Source organism: Ruegeria sp. BC2 (genome assembly GCF_056539245.1).
This window is the reverse complement of sequence record NZ_JBQFUQ010000004.1, coordinates 149,980-170,022: the sequence shown is the minus strand read 5'-3', so window position 1 is coordinate 170,022 and position 20,043 is coordinate 149,980. Positions and strand designations below refer to the sequence as shown.

General features: G+C 63.6%; 19 protein-coding genes. 5 read left to right on the top strand and 14 right to left on the bottom strand.

The annotated features are described in order from the left end of the window. Positions 1 to 66 precede the first annotated feature (66 nt). Complete coding sequence (locus ACR0CU_RS15845) at positions 67 to 951, top strand: LysR family transcriptional regulator (RefSeq protein WP_170448575.1); 885 nt, start codon at positions 67 to 69, stop codon at positions 949 to 951. 46 nt (positions 952 to 997) lie between these two features. Here the strand turns inward: ACR0CU_RS15845 and pheT are convergent, their stop codons facing one another. The 7 genes from pheT to ACR0CU_RS15810 all read right to left on the bottom strand — a co-directional run bounded on the left by pheT (position 998) and on the right by ACR0CU_RS15810 (position 9,341). Continuing rightward, positions 998 to 3,394, bottom strand: coding sequence for a phenylalanine--tRNA ligase subunit beta (gene pheT, locus ACR0CU_RS15840; RefSeq protein ID WP_170448577.1), 2,397 nt, complete (start codon positions 3,392 to 3,394; stop codon positions 998 to 1,000). A gap of 74 nt (positions 3,395 to 3,468) precedes the next feature. After that, a complete protein-coding gene (gene pheS / locus ACR0CU_RS15835) occupies positions 3,469 to 4,542 on the bottom strand; it encodes a phenylalanine--tRNA ligase subunit alpha (RefSeq protein ID WP_093963563.1) in 1,074 nt (357 codons plus the stop codon). A gap of 73 nt (positions 4,543 to 4,615) precedes the next feature. Continuing rightward, on the bottom strand, positions 4,616 to 5,683 hold the full coding sequence (locus tag ACR0CU_RS15830) for a Hint domain-containing protein (protein ID WP_170373114.1): 1,068 nt from the start codon (positions 5,681 to 5,683) through the stop codon (positions 4,616 to 4,618). 112 nt (positions 5,684 to 5,795) lie between these two features. Continuing rightward, on the bottom strand, positions 5,796 to 7,166 hold the full coding sequence (locus tag ACR0CU_RS15825) for a glutamate--cysteine ligase (protein ID WP_170343046.1): 1,371 nt from the start codon (positions 7,164 to 7,166) through the stop codon (positions 5,796 to 5,798). A 77-nt stretch (positions 7,167 to 7,243) separates the two neighbouring features. After that, positions 7,244 to 7,771, bottom strand: a complete 528-nt coding sequence (locus ACR0CU_RS15820) for a hypothetical protein (RefSeq protein WP_170448580.1) — start codon at positions 7,769 to 7,771, stop codon at positions 7,244 to 7,246. Then, positions 7,768 to 8,646 (bottom strand): GNAT family N-acetyltransferase, encoded by an 879-nt coding sequence (locus tag ACR0CU_RS15815; protein WP_367647604.1) that lies wholly within the window; start codon positions 8,644 to 8,646, stop codon positions 7,768 to 7,770. The genes ACR0CU_RS15820 and ACR0CU_RS15815 overlap by 4 nt, the downstream gene beginning before the upstream one ends. Further along, positions 8,616 to 9,341, bottom strand: a complete 726-nt coding sequence (locus tag ACR0CU_RS15810; RefSeq protein ID WP_170448582.1) for a 16S rRNA (uracil(1498)-N(3))-methyltransferase — start codon at positions 9,339 to 9,341, stop codon at positions 8,616 to 8,618. Before ACR0CU_RS15810 ends, ACR0CU_RS15815 begins: the two co-directional genes overlap by 31 nt. 12 nt (positions 9,342 to 9,353) lie before the next feature. Here ACR0CU_RS15810 and ubiA point away from each other — a divergent pair, with 12 nt between their 5' ends. From ubiA to ACR0CU_RS15795, 3 genes are all read left to right on the top strand, one after another. Beyond that, the gene (gene ubiA / locus ACR0CU_RS15805) at positions 9,354 to 10,316 is read left to right on the top strand and encodes a 4-hydroxybenzoate octaprenyltransferase (RefSeq protein ID WP_170359989.1); all 963 of its coding nucleotides are present in this window, start codon (positions 9,354 to 9,356) and stop codon (positions 10,314 to 10,316) included. A gap of 65 nt (positions 10,317 to 10,381) precedes the next feature. Next, entirely contained in the window at positions 10,382 to 12,301 is a 1,920-nt protein-coding gene (locus ACR0CU_RS15800; RefSeq protein ID WP_170448586.1) for an OmpA family protein, read from the top strand. A gap of 1 nt (position 12,302) precedes the next feature. Next, a complete protein-coding gene (locus tag ACR0CU_RS15795; RefSeq protein ID WP_093963571.1) occupies positions 12,303 to 12,623 on the top strand; it encodes a hypothetical protein in 321 nt (106 codons plus the stop codon). A 4-nt stretch (positions 12,624 to 12,627) separates the two neighbouring features. Here ACR0CU_RS15795 and ACR0CU_RS15790 read toward each other — a convergent pair whose 3' ends face one another. From ACR0CU_RS15790 to pgsA, 3 genes are read right to left on the bottom strand one after another with little or no spacing between them, the layout of a single operon-like run. Beyond that, the gene (locus ACR0CU_RS15790) at positions 12,628 to 13,071 is read right to left on the bottom strand and encodes a molybdenum cofactor biosynthesis protein MoaE (RefSeq protein ID WP_170372365.1); all 444 of its coding nucleotides are present in this window, start codon (positions 13,069 to 13,071) and stop codon (positions 12,628 to 12,630) included. 4 nt (positions 13,072 to 13,075) lie between these two features. Further along, the gene (moaD, locus tag ACR0CU_RS15785; protein ID WP_170448588.1) at positions 13,076 to 13,321 is read right to left on the bottom strand and encodes a molybdopterin converting factor subunit 1; all 246 of its coding nucleotides are present in this window, start codon (positions 13,319 to 13,321) and stop codon (positions 13,076 to 13,078) included. Positions 13,322 to 13,324: 3 nt separating this feature from the next. Further along, positions 13,325 to 13,993 (bottom strand): CDP-diacylglycerol--glycerol-3-phosphate 3-phosphatidyltransferase, encoded by a 669-nt coding sequence (gene pgsA / locus ACR0CU_RS15780; RefSeq protein ID WP_170342342.1) that lies wholly within the window; start codon positions 13,991 to 13,993, stop codon positions 13,325 to 13,327. A 191-nt stretch (positions 13,994 to 14,184) separates the two neighbouring features. Between pgsA and ACR0CU_RS15775 the strand changes: the two genes are divergently transcribed. After that, positions 14,185 to 15,084, top strand: coding sequence for a DMT family transporter (locus tag ACR0CU_RS15775; RefSeq protein ID WP_170448590.1), 900 nt, complete (start codon positions 14,185 to 14,187; stop codon positions 15,082 to 15,084). Here the strand turns inward: ACR0CU_RS15775 and uvrC are convergent. From uvrC to ACR0CU_RS15755, 4 genes are all read right to left on the bottom strand, one after another. Beyond that, entirely contained in the window at positions 15,069 to 16,943 is a 1,875-nt protein-coding gene (gene uvrC / locus ACR0CU_RS15770; RefSeq protein WP_480643411.1) for an excinuclease ABC subunit UvrC, read from the bottom strand. The two genes, ACR0CU_RS15775 and uvrC, sit on opposite strands and share 16 nt — an antisense overlap. Before the next feature lie 290 nt (positions 16,944 to 17,233). Further along, a complete protein-coding gene (locus tag ACR0CU_RS15765) occupies positions 17,234 to 18,013 on the bottom strand; it encodes an SDR family oxidoreductase (RefSeq protein WP_170342348.1) in 780 nt (259 codons plus the stop codon). A 22-nt stretch (positions 18,014 to 18,035) separates the two neighbouring features. Next, a complete protein-coding gene (locus ACR0CU_RS15760) occupies positions 18,036 to 18,986 on the bottom strand; it encodes a calcium/sodium antiporter (RefSeq protein ID WP_170342350.1) in 951 nt (316 codons plus the stop codon). A 168-nt stretch (positions 18,987 to 19,154) separates the two neighbouring features. Beyond that, positions 19,155 to 19,952, bottom strand: a complete 798-nt coding sequence (locus ACR0CU_RS15755) for a S49 family peptidase (RefSeq protein ID WP_480643409.1) — start codon at positions 19,950 to 19,952, stop codon at positions 19,155 to 19,157. Between the last annotated feature and the right edge of the window lie 91 nt (positions 19,953 to 20,043).

The following is a 20,043-nucleotide window of genomic DNA, read 5'->3' as shown; positions in this document are numbered from 1 at the left end:
GCAAGGTAGTGATACGCGTTTCAAAGGTGAATTGCCGAAATTCGCAGAATCCTTATACATTCATGCATGGATGATCCGCGCAAATTCGACTGGAACCATATCCGCGCCTTTCTGGCCACGGCCGAGACCGGCTCGCTTTCGGCGGCGGCACGGCGATTGGACCAGACGCAACCGACCCTCAGCCGCCAGATCGCCGCGCTTGAATCCGATCTGGGCGTGATGCTGTTCGAACGGGTCGGCCGATCACTTCAGATCACCACCGCCGGGATCGAGCTGTTGGAGCACACCCGGACCATGGGCGCCGCCGCAGATCGCATTGCGCTGGCCGCGTCCGGTCAGGCGCAGTCGATCGAAGGGCAGGTGCGGATCACCGCAAGCGACGTGATGTCGGCCTATATCCTACCGGATCTGCTTCGCGAGATTCGCGCGCAAGCTCCGAAACTGCGGATCGACGTGATCGCCGCGAACGACATTCGCGATCTGATGCGGCGCGAGGCGGATATCGCCATCCGACATGTCCGCCCCGACCAGCCCGACCTGATCGCAAAACTGGTGCAGGAGGCCGACGGGCATTTCTATGCCGCCACCGCCTACCTGAACCGGGCTGGGCGCCCCAAGTCCCTGTTGGAGCTATCCCGGCACGAGTTCATCAGTTTCGGCGACACCGCGCAGATGATCGCCTATTTCGAACCGATAGGCCTGCATCTGACCGAAGAAAACTTCCGCCTGGGGTCGCAGAACGGCATCGTCTCGTGGGAATTTGCCCGGCAGGGCTTTGGCATCGCGCCCATGTCCGAGCCGGTTGGCGATGCCACACCGGGTATGGAGCGCGTCCTTCCCGACATGGAGCCGCTGCGGTTCCCGATCTGGCTGACCACCCACCGCGAGCTGCATACCAGCCGGCGCATTCGGCTAGTCTTTGACCTGCTGGCAGAGTTCTTCGCAAAATGAAACACGCGCACCTTCGGCGCGCGTGTCTCTTCGGGTTAGAGCCGCTTCAACCGCGCAGAACGCCGCCGGTTGCCTTGGTGACCTTGGCGATGATCTTTTCCGCCACCGCCTCGATGTCTTTTTCCTTCAGCGTGCTGTCGGTCGGCTGCAGACGCACGGTGATGGCCAGAGATTTCTTGCCCTCACCCAGGCTGCCGCCGATGAATTCGTCGAATACGCGCACCTCTTCGATCAGCGCCTTGTCGGCTCCGGCGGCGGCATTCACCAGCGTCAGCGCCTCGACATCGGCATCGACGACAAAGGCAAAGTCACGCTCGACCGCCTGCAGGTCGCGCAGTTCCAGCGCCGAGCGGGTGGTGCCGGATTTGCGCGGCAGCGGCACCTCGTCCGGCCAGATGGTGAAGGCCACGGCCGGGCCCTTGATGTCCAACTGCTGCAGCACGCGCGGATGCAGTTCACCGAACACGCCCAGCACCTTTTTGGGGCCAAGGCAGATCTTGCCGTGACGGCCCGGATGCCACCAGGCGTCGCCGTCGCGCAGGATCTGCACCTTGGCCGGGGCCCCGATGGCGGCCAGCACAGCCTCGGCATCGGCCTTGGCGTCGAACAAATCGACCGTGCGGGCGGCGCCATGCACATCCTTGGGTCCGGTCCGCCCGACCAGAAGGCCTGCGATCTGGGTGCGTTGCTCGCCGGGTTCCCCGTCATGAAAGACCGGGCCGACCTCGAACAGGGCCAGATCGGCAAAGCCGCGCGCCTGGTTGCGGGCCGCGGCCTGCAGCAGGCCGGGCAGCAGGTCGGGGCGCATGTGGCTCATCTCGGACGAGATCGGGTTTTCCAGCATCGTCGCGTCATCGCCGCCACCGAACAGCGCGGCCGAAGCCTGATCGATGAAAGTATAGCTGACGCATTCACTGTACCCCAGCGCCGCGCAGGTGCGCCGCGCCATCGACTGACGCCGCTGGGCCGGAGTCATGACCGGCTTGGGTATACCATCCGTGACACGCGGCAGCGGCTTGCCCTGCAGCTTGGTCAGCGATGCGATGCGGGCGACCTCCTCGACCAGATCGGCCTCGCCCTGGATGTCGGGGCGCCAGCTGGGCACATGGGCCATGTCGCCTTCCAGCCGGAAGCCCAGCCGGGTCAGGGTCTGGCGCTGCTCGCTTTCGGGGATGTCCATGCCCACCAGCGACTGCACCCGCGCCGCATCCAGCCGATAGGCGCGCGAATGGTCCGGCGCCTTGCCGGCCTCGACGACCTTCGAAACCTCGCCGCCGCAGATATCCAGAATCATCTGGGTCGCGTGCTCCAGCCCTTCCAGCGTGTATGCCGGATCGACTCCACGCTCGAACCGGTAGCGCGCATCCGAGTTGATCTTGAGCGCGCGCCCCGCCAGCGCGATCTGGACATGATCCCAGAAGGCGCTTTCCAAAAACACGTTCACCGTGTCTTCGGTGCAGCCGGTCTCCATTCCGCCCATGATGCCGGCGATGGATTCCGGGCCGTTGTCGTCGGAAATCACCATCATCCCGGGCTGGAGAGTGTATTCCTTTTCGTCCAGCGCCACCAGTTTCTCGCCGCCCTTGGCGCGGTGCACCCGCAGGTTGCCCTTGACCTTGTCGGCGTCAAAGACGTGCAGCGGGCGGTTGCTGTCGAACGTCATGTAGTTGGTGATATCCACCAGGGCCGAGATCGGACGCAGACCGATCGCCTTCAGCTGATCCTGCAGCCATTGCGGGCTGGGGCCGTTCTTGACGCCGCGGATCAAGCGACCGGTGAAATGCGGGCAGCCATCCAGCGTGTCGTCGTCGATCGTCACCTTGATCGGGCTTTCGAAATCCCCGGGCACCGGGGCATAGTCGCGCTGCTTCAACTTGCCCAGACCCCGCGCCGCCAGATCGCGCGCGATGCCCGCAACGCCCAGCGCATCGGGGCGATTGGGGGTGATGGCGATCTCGATCACCGGGTCGATCTTGGCGGGGTCGTTCTCGGCCAGCCAGTCGACGAACCGCTGGCCCACCTCGCCCGAGGGCAGCTCGATGATGCCGTCATGTTCGTCCGACAGTTCCAGCTCGCGCTCGGACGCCATCATGCCAAAGCTTTCGACGCCGCGGATCTTGCCAACGCTGATCGTCAGATCCAGACCGGGGATATACATGCCCGGCTTGCAGACCACGACGGTGATGCCCTCGCGCGCGTTGGGGGCGCCGCAGATGATCTGCAACTCGCCCTCGTCGGTGTCCACTTTGCAGACGCGCAGCTTGTCTGCATCGGGGTGTTTCTCGGCATGTTTCACATAGCCAAGGGTAAAATCCTTGAGCTTGTCGGCCGGGTTGATGACCTCTTCGACCTCGAGCCCGAGATCGGTCAGCGCCTCGGCGATCTCATCAACCGAGGCGTCGGTGTCCAGGTGGTCTTTCAGCCAGGAGAGGGTGAATTTCATTTCTGTTTTCCTGTCCGGTAAGGCGGGCCAGCCCGCCGAATTCTCTTGGGCAGCAGGGCAAGCCCCACGCTATTTCATCGTGACAAGCCACCATGCAGGTTGGGCATGTCCAGCGCCGCAAACCCATAGTGGCGCAGCCAGCGCAGGTCGCTGTCAAAGAACGCCCGCAGATCCGGGATGCCGTATTTCAGCATCGCCAGGCGGTCGATGCCGATGCCGAAGGCAAAGCCCTGATAGACCTCGGGGTCGATCCCGCCGGCGGCGATCACCTTGGGGTGGACCATGCCGCTGCCCAGAATCTCCATCCAGTCGTCGCCCTCGCCGATCTTTAGCTGACCGCCTTCCCAGGAACAGCGGATATCGACCTCGGCCGAGGGTTCGGTGAACGGGAAATGCGAGGCGCGGAAGCGCAGTTCGACGTCGTCGACCTCGAAGAACGCCTTGACGAATTCTTCCAGAACCCATTTCAGGTTCGCCATCGAGATGTCCTTGTCGATGGCCAGCCCTTCGACCTGGTGGAACATCGGCGTGTGGGTCTGGTCATAGTCGGCGCGATAGACACCGCCCGGGCAGATCACGCGGATCGGCGCGCCCTGCTTCTCCATCGAGCGGATCTGAACCGGCGATGTATGGGTGCGCAGCACATGCGGCGGGCGATTGTCGCCCGGCGCGCGGTGCATGTAGAACGTGTCCATCTCGGCCCGCGCGGGGTGGTGGCCGGGGATGTTCAGCGCGTCGAAATTGTACCAATCTGTCTCGATCCGCGGACCTTCGGCGACGGAAAAGCCCAGTTCGGCAAAGATCGCGGTCAGTTCCTCGGTCGCCTGGCTGACCGGGTGGATCGAGCCTTGGCGGCGCGGGCGCGCGGGCAGGGTCACGTCCAGCCACTCGGTCCGCAGACGTTCGTCCAGCGCGGCATCGGCCAATGCGGCCTTCTTGGCGGCCAGCGCCGAATTGATCTCGTCCTTCAGCGCGTTCAGCGCGGGGCCGGCGACCTGGCGTTCCTCGGGCGTCATCTTGCCCAGTTCGCGCATCTTCAGCGCCACTTCGCCCTTTTTGCCCACCGCGGCCACGCGGATCGCTTCCAGCGTGCTTTCGTCGCCTGCGTCAGCGATCTGACCCAGGTATTTTGCCTTAAGATCGTCCATGACGGTCCCCTGAATTCTGTTGCTGTCCTGCTATCACAGCAGCGCGCGAAAGCAAGAGGGCCGGGCCGCGCGATCAGGTCGCGCGCAGAACCGCTGCCTGTCGATCACACCGGACCGGGCGGATCGTGGGGCCATAGCCCTGCGGATGGGTCTGCAGTTCGGGGAACAGCGCAAACAGTTCGCGCGCGGCCTCCTGCTCCAGCCCCGAGAGCGCCTCCTGCCCCGGAAAGAAGCTCTCGGACACAAGACCCGAAGTGGTGACCAGCTGGTGCCGGTCGAAGAACAGATGGACATAGCGGACGATGTCGCAGGGCTGCACGGTGACGGTGTCGCCGTTGACCAGAGATTTGGCAGGAACCAGAACCTCATCCTCGCCGAACAGAAGCTGGGCTTGCCAGCCGCCGACCAGAATGCGGTGCTGGGGCGAGACCAGAATGTCTGTCTTGGCGCCCAGAACACCCGCGCGGATGCGCACCGGCGCGAAACGACCCACGCCGCGCACCGTGCGGCGGCCGATCCAGCGCACTCGGCAGGGGCCGTCATCGACGGTCAGGACAGTGTCGCCGGGCTGCAGCGTCTCGATCCGGCGCGGCCCCTCGGGGGTATCCACCAAGGTACCTGCTGTAAAACAGGCGGCCCCGGTATCCCCGGGCGACAAGGGGCCATAGGTCAGCGTGTCGGGATCGGGCTGGTTGAACTGCAAGGTCGTCGTGGTCTGGTTCGGCCCGACCAGCACCGGCAGGTTGACCGAGGTTTCCCCGGCCGCCAGCCCATCGACCGCGACGATGTTCTGCGTGCCGCCACCGATGTCGTAGAAATCTATCACCTCACCCGTGGCGGTGTTGGTCAGCGCATAGGCTTCGTAATTGGTTGGGCCGCCGCCATCCGGATCGGTCAGGAAGATCGGGAAATCATCGGCCGAGATGACATAGACGATCTCGTTGTTGTCGGGGTCGACGGTGACCTGAACGGAGGGATCGTTGAGTGGGATCTCGATCCCGACCTGCCCGTTCGCCTGATAGAAGGACACGGTGAAATCCGCCGGGTCTTCGCCGGGGCGAAGGGACACCTCCAGGAATTCGGACACGCCCGAATTCGCGGCATAGGCATTGGAATAATGCAACTCACTGATACGCGCCATGAAAGCACCACGACCGGAAAACCTGACCCGAATGTATCGCGCAAACGCCGCCGCCGAACAAGGCGCGATCCGGGAATGTGGCTAACAGGCCCCTAATTGCAACAGGTCGCGGTCAGTAGCTGTATTCGGGGTAGATCCGCGTCAGATCGCCCTGCCAGTCGCCGTGATAATGCTCGAGCAGTTCATCGGCCGGCACCTTGCCGGACTGGATGCTTTCCTTAAGCGCGTTCAGGAAATGCGTCTCGTCCGGGACGAGACCACCCGCACCCGGCCGCGCCCGCGCCTTCAGGCCGGAATCGGCGATGGCCACCACCTCGCGCGCCAGATCGTGCATGTTGATGCCGCCGACCTGCGCCTGCAGCCCGTCCCGGGCCGCGGCGACGCGCAGCCCCTCGCGGGTTTCGGCGTCCCAGCCTTTGACCAGATCCCATGCGGCATCCAGCGCGGACTGGTCATAGGTCAGCCCCACCCAGAAGGCGGGCAGCGCGCACAGACGGCGCCACGGGCCGCCGTCGGCCCCGCGCATTTCCATGAATTTCTTGATCCGCGCCTCGGGGAAAGCGGTGGTCAGGTGATCGGCCCAATCCGAAAGCGTCGGCGTCTCGCCCGGCAGCGCGGGCAGCTTGCCCTGCAGAAAATCGCGGAACGACATGCCCAGCGCATCGATATATTTGCCGTCGCGATAGACGAAGTACATCGGCACATCCAAGGCATATTCCACGTAGCGCTCGAACCCGAAGCCGTCCTCGAACACGAAGGGCAGCATGCCGGTGCGCGCGTCATCCAGATGCCGCCAGATGTAGCTGCGCCAGCTTTTGTGGCCATTGGGCTTGCCCTCGAAGAAGGGCGAGTTGGCAAACAGCGCGGTCGCCACCGGTTGCAGGGCCAGCGCCACGCGCAGCTTCTGCACCATGTCCGCCTCGGACCCGAAATCAATGTTGACCTGCACCGTGCAGGTCCGGCGCATCATGGCGCGGCCCATGTCGCCGACCTTTTCCATGTAGTCGTTCATCAGGACATACCGGCCCTTGGGCATCAGCGGCATGTCCTCGTGCTTCCAGATCGGCGCGGCGCCCAGCCCGATGAAGCCTACGCCGATCTTGTCGGCAATGTCCTTCACGTCGCGCAGATGCGCGTTCACCTCGTCGCAGGTCTCGTGGATGGTCTCCAGTGGCGCGCCTGACAGCTCCAGCTGCCCGCCCGGTTCCAGTGAGACGTTGGCCCCGTCCTTTTCCAGCCCGATCAGCTTGCCCGCCTCTTCCACGGGGGTCCAGCCATGCCCGTCGCGCAGCCCCTGCAGTACCGCCAGGATCGAGCGTTCGCCTTCGTAGGGCAGCGGCTTCAGCGTGTCCTTGCAATAGCCGAATTTCTCGTGCTCGGTCCCGATGCGCCATTCGCTTTTGGGTTTGCAGCCATCGGCCAGGTATTCGGCCAGTTGTTCGTGGCGTTCGATCGGCCCGCCGCCGGACTGAGGAATGGACATGAACCGTGCTCCGATCCTGAAGTGTCGAGTCGTGGGGGTCAGTGGTGGTCGCAATCTCCCCCGGTGTCAATGCACCGTCAATTCAACCGGATGTGTGCCGGGCGCGAGGGGTGGCGTTCCCAGATGACCACCGGATGCGACGCCCCGCCCTTGAGTTCCGACAGCATCCGCTCGGTCCGCAGCCCCGGCAGGGCCGAGAACACATCGAACAACGCCTCGGCGCCCTCGGCATTCACGGGAATGTGAAGCGGCGGCTGGCCGGGCTGCTGCAGCACCCAATGCGCGGGGCTGGCGGTAGGGTCCAGAGTCAGGCTCTCGATTTCGCGGGTGGCGACGATGCCACCTTCCAGCGGCCCCAGATAGGCAATCTGCCCTTCATCCACCGACACCACGCCCGGCCCGCCCGCGCCCAGCCGGAACCGCGCGCGCTGTACGCCGATCACGGCCAGCGCGACCGAGACCAGCACAAGCACCCAGCCCAGCCAGCCCAGCAACCCGCCCGGACCGCCAATCCAGCTGAGGCCAAGGATCAGAACGAACCCGGCGGCCAGCACCTCGCGCCAGCGCCACAGGGCCAGTTTGGCTTCGGGTCGGATGAAACTCATGACGCGGCCTCCATCTGATCGCTGAACAGGACCAGTGAAAAGGTCCCGGCAGGGGCAAACCCAATTGCAACATAAGCACGCACGGCGGCGATTGAAGCCGCAAACAAAACGGCCTTGCGCACCCCGGCGGCCCGCGCCTCGGCCAGATGCAGGGCAACGGCGGTGCGGGCATAGGCCCGACCGCGCAGCGCGGGCGGGGTAAACACGCCACCGATCTGGACGATCTCGGGCAGCGTGGCATTGAAGCCCGTCATGCTGACGGGCTGGCCATCGACCATCAGCAGCCGGTGGGAGTCGCGCTGAATATATCCGTCGATGTCCTTCTGCGCTGCCGCGTGGGCCATGCCCGGGTCGGTGCCCAAGGATTCCAGATGATAGGCCTCGCGCCAGCGGATCAATAGGCTCCGATCCCCATCCGAAAGCGGCACCAGCCTTGCGTTTTCCGTTGGTGGAACGATCAGGTCGCGCAGGTCCAGCGCAAAAGAGGGCTCGTCCCGGTCCAGACGGGCGGCGCGGTCCTGCCATCCGGCTTGTCGCAGAAACCGGCGGGCTTGCGTGGCCTCGCCCGCCAGCCCGATGACCCGGCGCCCCCGGATCAGGTCCGCTGCCTCGGCAAGGCCGGCCTCGGGCAGATCCGGGCACTGCGGCAGGATCATGCCTTCGTTGGTGATGCCGAACACGCCGCGCAGCGGGTCGCCCAGCATCCACATGCTCATTGCGCGCGGCGCGGGTGCGTTCAGGCCAAACTCTCGCAGGTTGGCCAGAGCGAACATCGAGCTTTGCACATGGTCCAGAAGAAACCGCTCAATCGCCGGTACGTCCTGTTGCTGCGCCAGCCGCCACATCAGGACCAGTCCCCCAGCGTCTGCTGCCACAGGGTCATCGCGGCCACCGCCGCCGTATCGGCCCGCAAGATGCGCGGCCCCAGGCTGACCACATGCGTGCAAGGCAGATCCTTCAGCCGCTGGCGCTCGGCATCGGAGAACCCGCCCTCGGGGCCGATCAGGATGGCCCAGGGCCGGCCCTTGTCCTGAGCGGCCAGGCGCAGGGCCGACCCGGCCTCGACCTCGTCGCAGAACATTAGCTGGCGGCCGTAGGGCCAGTTGTCCAAAAGCTTGTCCAGCCGCTGCAAGTCGCAGACCTCGGGCACGAAGGTGCCGCCGCATTGCTCGGCCGCCTCGACCGCATGGGCCTGCAGCCGGTCCTGGCGGATGCGTTCGGAATTGGTGAAGGCAGTCTGCACCGGCATGATCTTGGCGGCCCCCATCTCGGCCGCCTTTTCGACGATGAAATCGGTCCGCGCCTTCTTGATCGGGGCAAACAGAAGCCACAGGTCCGGCGGCAGTTGCAGTGGCCGGGTCTGTTCAAGACAGCTCAGAACACCGCCCCGCTTGCCCGACTCGGCCACCTCCGCCAACCACTCGCCATCGCGGCCGTTGAACAGGCCCACCTGCCCGCCCACGGCCAGACGCATCACGCCGAACAGGTAATGGGCCTGCTCGCGCGTCAAAGGAACCGATTGCCCCGCACCCAAAGGGTGATCTACATACAGCCTGATCTTCGCACTCATGAGACCCTACATATGCAAGGCAATGCCCCAACACCAGACGGTCAGGTCGCCGACGCCGTTACCGGCAACTGGGTCGATACCCGCGCCCCGGCCTTTGCCCGCCCCTATCTGCGGCTGTCGCGCGCGGACCGGCCGATCGGAACGTGGCTGCTGCTGATTCCGTGCTGGTGGGGCCTGGCGCTGGCGATCCTGCATGACGGTCAGCCGCGGTGGGGCGACCTGTGGATTGCCGTGGGGTGCGCGGCCGGGGCCTTTCTGATGCGTGGCGCGGGCTGCACCTGGAACGACATCACCGACCGCAAGTTCGACGCGCAGGTCGCCCGCACGCGCTCGCGGCCCATCCCCTCGGGTCAGGTCAGCGTGCGGCAGGCGGTGATCTGGATGGGCCTCCAGTGCCTTCTGGCGCTCGCGATCCTGCTGACCTTCAACCAGGCGGCCATCGCGATGGGCGTCCTGTCGCTGCTGCCGGTGACGATCTATCCCTATGCCAAGCGCTTCACCTGGTGGCCGCAGGTGTTTCTGGGGCTGGCCTTCAACTGGGGCGCCCTGCTGGCCTGGGCGGCGCATCGCGGCACGGTCGAATGGCCCGCGATCCTGCTGTACCTGTCCGGCATCGCCTGGACGCTGTTCTATGACACGATCTATGCCCACCAGGACGCCGAGGATGACGAGCTGATCGGCATCAAGTCCACCGCGCGTCTGTTCGGGACCGACACCGCGAAATGGCTGAAGTATTTCCTTGTGGCGACCGTGGCGCTGATGGGGCTGGCCATCGTCGAGGCCGCGCTGCCCAATTCCAGCGTGCTGGCGCTGGTCGTGGCCATTGGTGGACCTTGGGCAATGGGGTGGCACATGGCGTGGCAACTGCGCGGGCTGGACATCGAAGACAACGCGAAACTGCTGCAGCTGTTTCGCGCCAACCGGGACACCGGCCTTATTCCGCTCATCTTCCTTTGCGTCGCATTGCTCCTCTGATTGCACCTCGGTACCGGTGCCTGTAAGAGTCCCGCCCAATGGCCCGAGGAGATAAGAAACCGCTCATGCGCTTGCCGTATTTCCTGACATCAGCCCTGATCTTTGTCGTGTCGGCGGGGGTCTGTCTGCTGGCCGCCGGATTCGCGGTGACCAAGATCGAAGAAACCTCGGAAACTGCCGTTCGAAATGCACTGAGCATGCAGGGCCACGAGTGGGCCGAAGTGCAGGCGGATGGGCTGCGCGTTGTGCTGACCGGTACTGCCCCGGACGAGGCCACCCGATTCAACGCGCTGACCGCGGCCGGTACACAGGTCGACACTTCTCGGGTGATCGACGAGATGGACATTGCCCCGACGGCTGACCTGACTCCGCCCAAATTCTCGGCTGAAATCCTCCGGAACGACAGCGGCATATCCGTGATCGGGTTGGTTCCGGCCAGCGTGGATCGCAACGCTCTGATGGCCCGGTTGCAGAAGCTGGACCCCCAGGCGCGGGTTTCGGACCTGCTGGAAACCGCAGACTACAAGAAACCCAAAGGCTGGGACGACGCGATTTCCTATGCCATCCTTGCCCTGTCCAAGCTGCCGCGAGCCAAGGTTTCCGCCAGCCCCGACCTGGTCAAGATCACTGCCATCGCCGACAGCCAGCAGGAAAAAGAACGGCTGGAACAAGAGCTGACACGCGCCGCGCCGCCCAGCTTGCGCATTGGTCTGGCGATTTCGGCACCTCGCCCGGTGATCACTCCGTTCACCCTGCGCTACCTGATTTCGGAGGAAGGCGGCCAGTTCGACGCCTGTTCGGCACAGGATGAAAAGGCGCGCGACACCATTGTTGCCGCCGCGCAGGATGCCGGGCTTTCAGGGCCCTATACCTGCACAATCGGCCTGGGTGTGCCATCGCCCCGATGGGCGCAGGCCGCTGAACTGAGTATCCGGGCTCTGTCCGAGATCGGGCAAGGATCGGTCACGATGTCGGATGCCGACATCACGCTGATTGCTGAACCGAACACCAGCCCGGCCACCTTCGACAAGGTCGTGGGCGAGTTGGAGAACGCCCTGCCCGAAGTGTTCGCCCTGCACGCGGTTCTGCCCGAACCCGAGAACAACGAACAGGCCGGACCTGTGGAATTCACCGCCACCCGCAGCCCGGAAGGTTTGGTACAACTGCGCGGCCGTCTGGGCGACGATTTGCAGCGCGACATGATCGACAGCTACGCCCGGGCTGCCTTCGGATCCGATCAGGTTCACAGTGCCGCCCGCGTAGTCGACCAGATGCCGCAGGACTGGCCCGTGCGTGTTCTGGCGGGGCTGGAATCCCTGTCCTGGCTGAACAACGGCGTGCTGACCGTAACGCCCGACAAGGTCGAGTTGACAGGCGTCAGCCATGATGAAGACGCCAAGGCACAGATCGCGGGCCTGCTGTCCGACAAGCTGGGCGATGCGCAGGACTTTGACCTGTCGATCACCTATCAGCCCCCGCCCGAACCCGAAGACGCGCTGCCAGACCCCGAGCAGTGCGAAAGTCGCATCGCCGAGGTTCAGGAAACCCGCAAGATCACGTTCGAGCCCGGGTCGGCTACGGTTTCATCAGAGTCCCGCGACAGTCTGAACCAGATTGCCGAGATCCTGCGCGAATGCGGACCGATCCGGATTGAAATCCAGGGTCATACCGACAGCCAGGGCCGTGAAGAGATGAACCAGCAGCTGAGCCAGTCACGCGCCCAGTCCATCCTGAACGAATTGCGCGCCCGCCGGGTGCCGACCAAAAGCTACTCGGCCGCAGGATATGGTGAGACGCAGCCCATTGCAGACAATGGCACCGAAGACGGGCGCGAGAAAAACCGGCGCATCGAATTTCGCCTGATCCGGCCCGAGCCGGTCACCATTCAGGAAACCGGTCTGGAAGCATTGGAGACCCAGACAAGCGCAACCGAACCTGCGCCAACAGAAGAAGAAGCATCCGAAACGGATGCAGGGGACCAGTAAGTTGAACAGAACCGAATTCATCATCGCCACCGCCGTCATCCTGTTCGCCGCCTTCTGCATGGGCTGGTTCGCCAACTGGCTGGTGCACCGCCTGTCGCGCGTGCGCCAATCCGACGTGGCTGATCTGGACCGCATGAGCCAGGAGCTGCACGAGGCCGAGGAAACCCGTGATCAGGCGATCACCTATCTGCAGCAGCGCGAGGCCGAGCTGACCAACCAGCTGACCCAAACCGAGGCCGAGCTGGCCGCGGCCATGGACGGGCTGCGCGCCGCCCGCCAGGAAGCCGAGGAATTGCGCGGCCGGATCAACAACGCCGACTGAGCGCCTACCAGCGCGACAGCGCGTCCTCATCCTCGTCCTTGGCGGCAACCCACTCCGCGCCCGAACCTGTGATTTCCTTTTTCCAGAACGGGGCGCGGGATTTTAAGTAGTCCATCAGGTATTCGGCAGCCTCGAACGCATCCTTGCGGTGCGGGGCTGCCGTTGCGACCATCATGATCCGGTCACCCGGGGCCAGCCGCCCATGGCGATGGATCACCAGCACATCGCCCAGAGACCAACGGTTTTTGGCTTCCTCGGCGATCTTGGCGATGGCGCGTTCGGTCATGCCGGGATAATGCTCGATCTCCATGCAGGCCAGATCGGTCTGCGCCAGATCTCGCACGACACCGGTAAAGGTGACGATGGCGCCATTGGCCGTGTCACCCGCGGCAAAGGCATTGGCCTCGGCCCCCAGATCGAACGGCTCTTGCTGGACGGAGATCCGCATCGCCCTAGCCGCCGGTCATGGGCGGGAAAAAGGCCACTTCGCGGACGCCGGCCAGCGGCGCGTCGAAATCCGACAGTTCCTGATCCAGCGCGACCCGCAGGGCGGAGACGTCGGCAAAGGCCGCGGCATAGCGGTCTTCGCGGGCGCTGAGTTCCGCCACCAGATCGGAGACCGTAGCCGCGGTGGTTTCGACCATTTCCTTCGGTACGCCGATCCGCTCGCGGACCCAGGCGAAATACAGAACATCCATGTGTCAGCCTTCCTTCAGATGGGGCATGGCTTTACGTAGGTAGTCGTAGCCGGTGATCAATGTCAGCGTCGCCGCGATCCACAGCAGCCACAACCCGATGCGGCCCGACCAGAACATGCCATCCAGCTTCCATTGCAGGCCCGAGATATCCTCGACCTGGCCCGACAGGATCTGGTCGATCAGCGCGGCATCCATGCCGAAGGTGGACATGACGAAATAGTGCTCGAATATGCCCTGCGAAAACAGCACGGCAATCGCCACCATCTGCGCGGTCGTCTTCCACTTGGCCAGCTTGGTGACCTTGAGCGTTCCGGCCACGTCGCCCAGATACTCGCGCAGGCCCGAGACGAAGACCTCGCGGAACAGGATCACGGTGGCGGGCAGCACCAGCCAAGGCGTCCAGTGCTCGGTCGAATAGCCGACCAGGATCATCAGGGCGATCACCACCATCGCCTTGTCGGCGATCGGGTCCAGCATTGCACCCATCTTGGTTTCCTGCTTCCACGCGCGCGCCAGATAGCCGTCGAACCAATCGGTTATGGCCGCCGACAGGAACAGGATCAGCGCGAACCAATCCGCGTAGGGCCGTGTGAAATACAGAAACATCACCGCCAGGCCGGGCGCGGCCAGTAGGCGCAGCAAAGTCAGAATATTCGGCAGGTTCCACTTCATGCGCTGGACCCTACAACCATGGCCGGGAACAGAAAAGACGGCACGACAAAAAACTGCCAAGAACACAGGTGTTTGGACCACGACAGGTCAGACCGTCGCAGGCGGAGGATCGATGACCGTTTCCCCCTTGGCGCGGCGCGAAGAACGGGTCAGGTTGCGCGGGTATCGGCACACCAGGAAAGATCCGCCCCGTGACCTCACATATCAGAACCGATGCGCGCGCCAACCTGATCGGCAGCGCCTGGATGATCGCGGCCATGGCCGGGTTCGCCCTGGAGGACGCGCTGTTGAAAAGTGCCGCCAAGGTGCTGCCCATCTGGCAGGTTCTGGTGCTGTTCGGGCTGGGCGGCGCGTTGGTTTTCGCCGGAGCCGCGTTGCTACAGGGGCGGCGGTTGCTGCACCCCGATGTCCTGTCGAAGCCGATGAAGATCCGGGTGCTGTTCGAAGTCTTCGGGCGCCTGTTCTATGTGCTGGCCATCGCCCTGACGCCGCTGTCCTCGGCCACGGTGATCCTGCAGGCCACGCCGCTGGTCGTGGTGGCGGGTGCCGCGCTGTTCTTCGAGGAAACCGTCGGCTGGCGGCGCTGGAGTGCCATTCTGGTCGGACTGATCGGAGTGGTGATCATCATCCAGCCAACCGGAGACAGTTTTTCAGCCCTGTCCATTCTTGCGGTGCTGGGAATGCTGGGCTTTGCCGGCCGCGATCTGGCCAGCCGCGCCGCCCCCGCCACGCTGGGCACCACCGTTCTTGGGTTTTATGGCTTTCTGTCAATTGTCGTCGCCGGCGGTCTGTATTGGGCGTTCGAAGGCGCGGCCGCGGTGCCGGTGGACACCCAAACCGCCCTGCACCTGACCGGGGCCGTGGTGATGGGCGCGGTGGCCTATGCCTCGCTGATGCTGGCCATGCGGACGGGCGAAGTGTCGGCCGTGACACCGTTTCGCTATACCCGCCTTCTGTTCGGCATCGGGCTGGGCGTGCTGATATTCGACGAGCATCTGGACCAGACCATGTGGCTGGGCAGCGCGCTGATCGTGGCCTCGGGGCTGTACATTCTGTGGCGCGGGCGCCGGCGGCCTCAGCCCTTGTCGTGAAAGAAATCATAGACCTTCTGCGCCAGACCGGCCGAGATCCCGTCCACCGCCTTCAGATCCGCCAGATTGGCGCGGCTGACCGCCTTGGCGCTGCCGAAATGTGCCAGCAGGGCGCGTTTGCGGGCTGCGCCCACGCCCGGAATTTCATCCAGGGGCGTCGCCCCCATCGCCTTGGCCCGCTTGGCGCGGTGGGTGCCGATGGCAAAGCGGTGCGCCTCGTCCCGTAGCCGCTGAATGAAATACAGCACCGGGTCGTTGCGTTTCAGGGCAAAGGGGCGCTGGCCGATGCGGTGGAATTCTTCCTTGCCGTGGTCGCGATCGACGCCTTTGGCGACGCCGACCATAGGGATGTCCTCGACCCCGTGTGCCTGCATGATCTCGTGCACGGCGCTCACCTGCCCCGCACCCCCGTCGATCAGCAACAGGTCGGGCCACAGGCCCTTGTCGCGGTCGGGGTCCTCTTTCAGCAGGCGGGTAAAGCGGCGGGTCAGCACCTCTTTCATCATGCCGAAATCGTCGCCCGGCGTCAGGTCGTCGCCGCGAATGTTGAACTTGCGGTAGGCGTTCTTCATGAACCCCTCGGGCCCGGCCACGATCATCGCGCCCACTGCGTTGGTGCCCTGGATATGCGAGTTGTCATAGACCTCGATCCGGTTCGGCGGCGCGTCCAGATCGAAGGCCTCGGCCAGACCGCGCAGCAGCTTGGCCTGCGTCGCGCTTTCCGACATGCGGCGTGCCAGCGCCTCGCGCGCGTTGCGCAGCGCGCCCGAGACCAGCTCGAGCTTTTCGCCCCGCTGCGGCACCAGGATCTCGACTTTGCGACCGGCCTTTTCCGACAGGGCTTGCTGCATCAGGTCGGCGTTCTCGATCGCGTCCGACAGGATCAGTTGGCGCGGCGGTTCCTTGTTGTCATAGAACTGGCCCAGAAAGGCCTCCATCACCTCGGCCGGCGAGACTTCGGGGCCGACCCGCGGATAGAAATCGCGGTTGCCCCAGTTCTGGTTGGCGCGGATGAAGAACACCTGAACGCAGGCCTGACCGCTGTCCATATAAAGGCCGATCACATCCGCCTCGGCCACCCCGTGCGGGTTGATGCCCTGCGCCGTCTGCACCTGCGTCAGCGCGCGGATCCGGTCGCGCAGGGCGGCGGCGCGCTCGAACTCCATCGCGTCCGAAGCCTCCTGCATCTGCGCGGCCAGTTCCTCTTGGATTCGGGTCGAGCGTCCGGACAGGAACCGCTCGGCGTCGCGTACGCTTTCGGCATAGTCGGCCTGCGAGATCATGCCCACGCACGGCCCCGAGCACCGCTTGATCTGATAGAGCAGGCAGGGCCGGGTGCGACTGTCGAACATCGAATCCGAGCAGTTGCGCAGCAGAAACGCCTTCTGCAGCTGGTTCAGCGTGCGGTTCACCGCGCCCGCACTGGCGAAGGGGCCGAAATAGGCGCCCTTTTCCTTCCTGGCCCCGCGATGTTTCTTGATCTGCGGAAATGGGTGGTCCTTGGCCACCAGAATGTTGGGAAAGCTTTTGTCGTCGCGCAGCAGCACGTTGTATTTGGGCTTGAGCTGCTTGATCAGGTTCTGCTCCAGCAGCAGCGCCTCGGTCTCGGTCCGAGTGGTCAGGAACATCATAGACGCGGTCGAGGCGATCATCCGCTCGATCCGGCCGGAATGTCCCGGGCGGGTGTAGTTCGACACCCGCGCCCGCAGGTTGCGCGCCTTGCCGACATACAGAACCCGGCTGTCCGCATCCAGCATCCGATAGACACCCGGTGAACTGTCCAGCGTCTTCACGTATTTCTGGATGCAGGCATAGCCGGTCGGCTGAGGCTGGGATTGAGAGGCGCTGTCGGCGGTCATGAGAGAGAGATACGATTCTCTGACCGTGGCTGCAATCTTGCGCGCCTCAGATCAAGAGAAAACAAATCCACGATTCTTGTGGATAACTGTGCGGACAACTTTCCCTGCACTGTGATTTTTCCTTGAATCCTTGTGTTTTCACTGCGTTGCACAATAAATAGGCACAATTTTAACATATTGATTCTAAACGATATTTTTATTATCGTTTTACAAGTGTATGAAAAAAAAGACATTTTTGTAACGAACCTGTAACAGGATCGAGAGCGGTGCAAAACTTGCAGGGCCAATACCTATTCAAGGCCCACTACATCAGGCGTTTGCCAGCCCAGATGCTGGCCGCCATCAACGCACAAAAGCTGGCCCGTGACCGCATGTGCGTCCAGAAAATACCCAAGGGCCGCGTTGATATCCGACGGGTTTGCACCGCGTTCCAGGACCGTGTTTTCGCGTTGCGTCTTGAAGTGCTGGGGGCTTTGCCGATGTCCCTGCAGGGTTGGACCCGGCCCAATGGCATTGACGCGAATGGCCGGCGTCAGTGCTTGGGCCGCCGTCCGGGTCAATGCCCATAGCCCCATCTTGGCTATGGTGTAGGACATGAACTCAGGCGTCAGTTTGCGCACCCGCATATCGACCATATTCACGATCAAGCCGGTCGCGACGGGTTCGTCATTCTCGTCCATCTCGGGTTCCAGACCCTGACTTGCCATGGCCTGCGTCAGCACGAAGGGCGCGCGCAGGTTGCTGTCCATGTGGCGATCCCAGCTTTGCCGGGTGGCAGTGCGGATGTTGTCGTATTCGAAGATCGACGCATTGTTGACCAGACAGGTGATCGGACCGCCCAGCGCCTCGGCCGCGCGCGGCAAAAGGGTCTGCACCTGATCCTCGTCCAGCAGATCGGCCTGCAGCGCCACGGCATTGCGGCCCATCGACTGGATCTCGGACACGGTCTCGGCGGCGGCTGCGCCCGAGGTTGCGTGGTGTACGGCAACATCCATGCCACGTTTCGCCAGGTACAACGCCATGGCCCGCCCCAGTCGAATGCCGGCGCCGGTCACCAGTGCTCGGGTCATGTAGGGGCTCCTTTCAGTCAGATCAGGCCAACAGGATCACGACGTATGTGACGTAAAGCAGTGTCAATATGAACCCCCAGACCCGGGTGATGTCTTGCTTGAAGAAAACGAACGGGATCAGCAGCAAGGACGAGCCCAGCATGACCCAAAGATCGAATTGCAGGAATTCGGGGTCCACCGGGATGCGCCCAAACAGCGTGGCGATACCGACAATGCCCAGAAGGTTGAACATGTTCGAACCGATGACGTTGCCCAGAGCAACATCGGCCTGCCGGCGCAACGCGGCCATGACGGTGGTCGCCAGTTCGGGAAGCGAGGTTCCGACCGCGACCAGCGTCAACCCGATCACCGTTTCACTGACCCCGTAGGTCCGCGCAATGATGGTCGCGTTGTCGACCAGAAGGTGCGCGCCCATCGGCAGGCCAATCAGCCCCAGCACCAGATACAGCGACACCTTCCAGTACGGCATGTCCGGGTCGGCCTCTTCCAGCGTTTCCAGGTCCTGCTCTTCCGAGCAGGAGTTGCGATGCGCGTGCGCTTCTCGGAAGGCGTTGAGCAGGATCAGAGCCAATCCCGCCAGCAGGATTGCCCCGCTGAACAGGTTGAATTCCCCGCAAAAGGCCAAACCGATGAACAGAACCGAGGCCAGCAACATGAAGATGTAGTTTCTGCGCGTGTTGCATTCGCTGCTGTGGATCGTGGCCAACAAGGCCGGCAAACCCAAGACCAGCAGGATGTTGGCCGTGTTCGAACCGACGACATTGCCCAGCGCGATACCGGGCGCATTTTCCTCGATGGCCTTGATGGCAATCAGAAGCTCAGGCGCCGAGGTGCCGAAGGCCACGATCGTCAGGCTGACAATCAAGGCAGGAACACCCAGACGCAGGCTGAGATTCACCGCACCCCGCACCAGCGCGTCACCGGCCAACAGCAGGATCAACAAGCCAAGACCGGAAAGCAGCCAGGCCGTCATCGACGCCCTCCTTGCTCACATGTGCAGGGGCCCTTGCCGATCCGGAACCGACCGCAGCGCGGACATTTCGCGGAATTCAATCGCTGTTGACCGGGAAAGCGCAGCTTTCCGAACATCGCCAGGACCCCCATGGCAACCAGAAACAGAATGACGACCTTGACGATCACGTCACATACCAAAGCGCGCGTAGGCCGCGCGCTCCTCAAGCAGGGAAATGGCATCCTGCGCCATGTCCGTTCCGAACCGCGACCAGATCGGTCGGCGCAACCCGTAGCGCCGGAATTTGACCTTGTCGCCAAACACTTCCTGCATCTTTGGCTTGAGATGCGCGATGCCGTCGATCAGCCCAAGTTCATGCGCACGCCGCGCCAGCCAGATTTCACCGGTAAACAGATCGACGGCCTCGTCCAGACGACTGCCGCGCCGAGCTTTCACATGGGCAATGAAATTCTGGTGGATGTCCTCCAACAGCCCCTTGAGACGCGCGACATCCTCTTCTTTCTCCGGAGAGAACGGGTCCAGCATCGATTTGGATTTCCCGGCGGTGTGCACGCGCCGCTCGATCCCTTGCCGGGCCAGAAACACATGGGCTCCGAACCCCGAAGAGATGACCCCGATCGACCCCAGAACCGAGCTGTCATCCGCCCAGATCTCGTCCGCCGAAGCCGCAAGCCAATAACCACCCGACGCCGCCACATCCTCGACAAAAGCATGGACTGGCACCTTGAACTCGTCGGCCAACCGCCGGATCCGCGCACCGATCAGCGAGCTTTGCACCGGCGATCCGCCCGGCGAATTAATCTCGAGCGCGACGGCGGCAGGTTTTCCCTTGCGGAAGGCTTTTTCCAGAACCGGCGCCAAAGAGGCATCGTTCAGCGAGGCTCGGCCAGCCATTCCAATGGCTCCGGACAGGCGAACGACAGCCACGGTTGGCTGCTTGTTGAGAAACGGCAGGCTGAGTTTCATGGGTGCCGATGTAGAGTGCGTCCGCCCCTTAAACAAGGGACCCCACCTGCCATGAACGTGACGTGAACCAAAATCCTGTTCAGCCACGGCA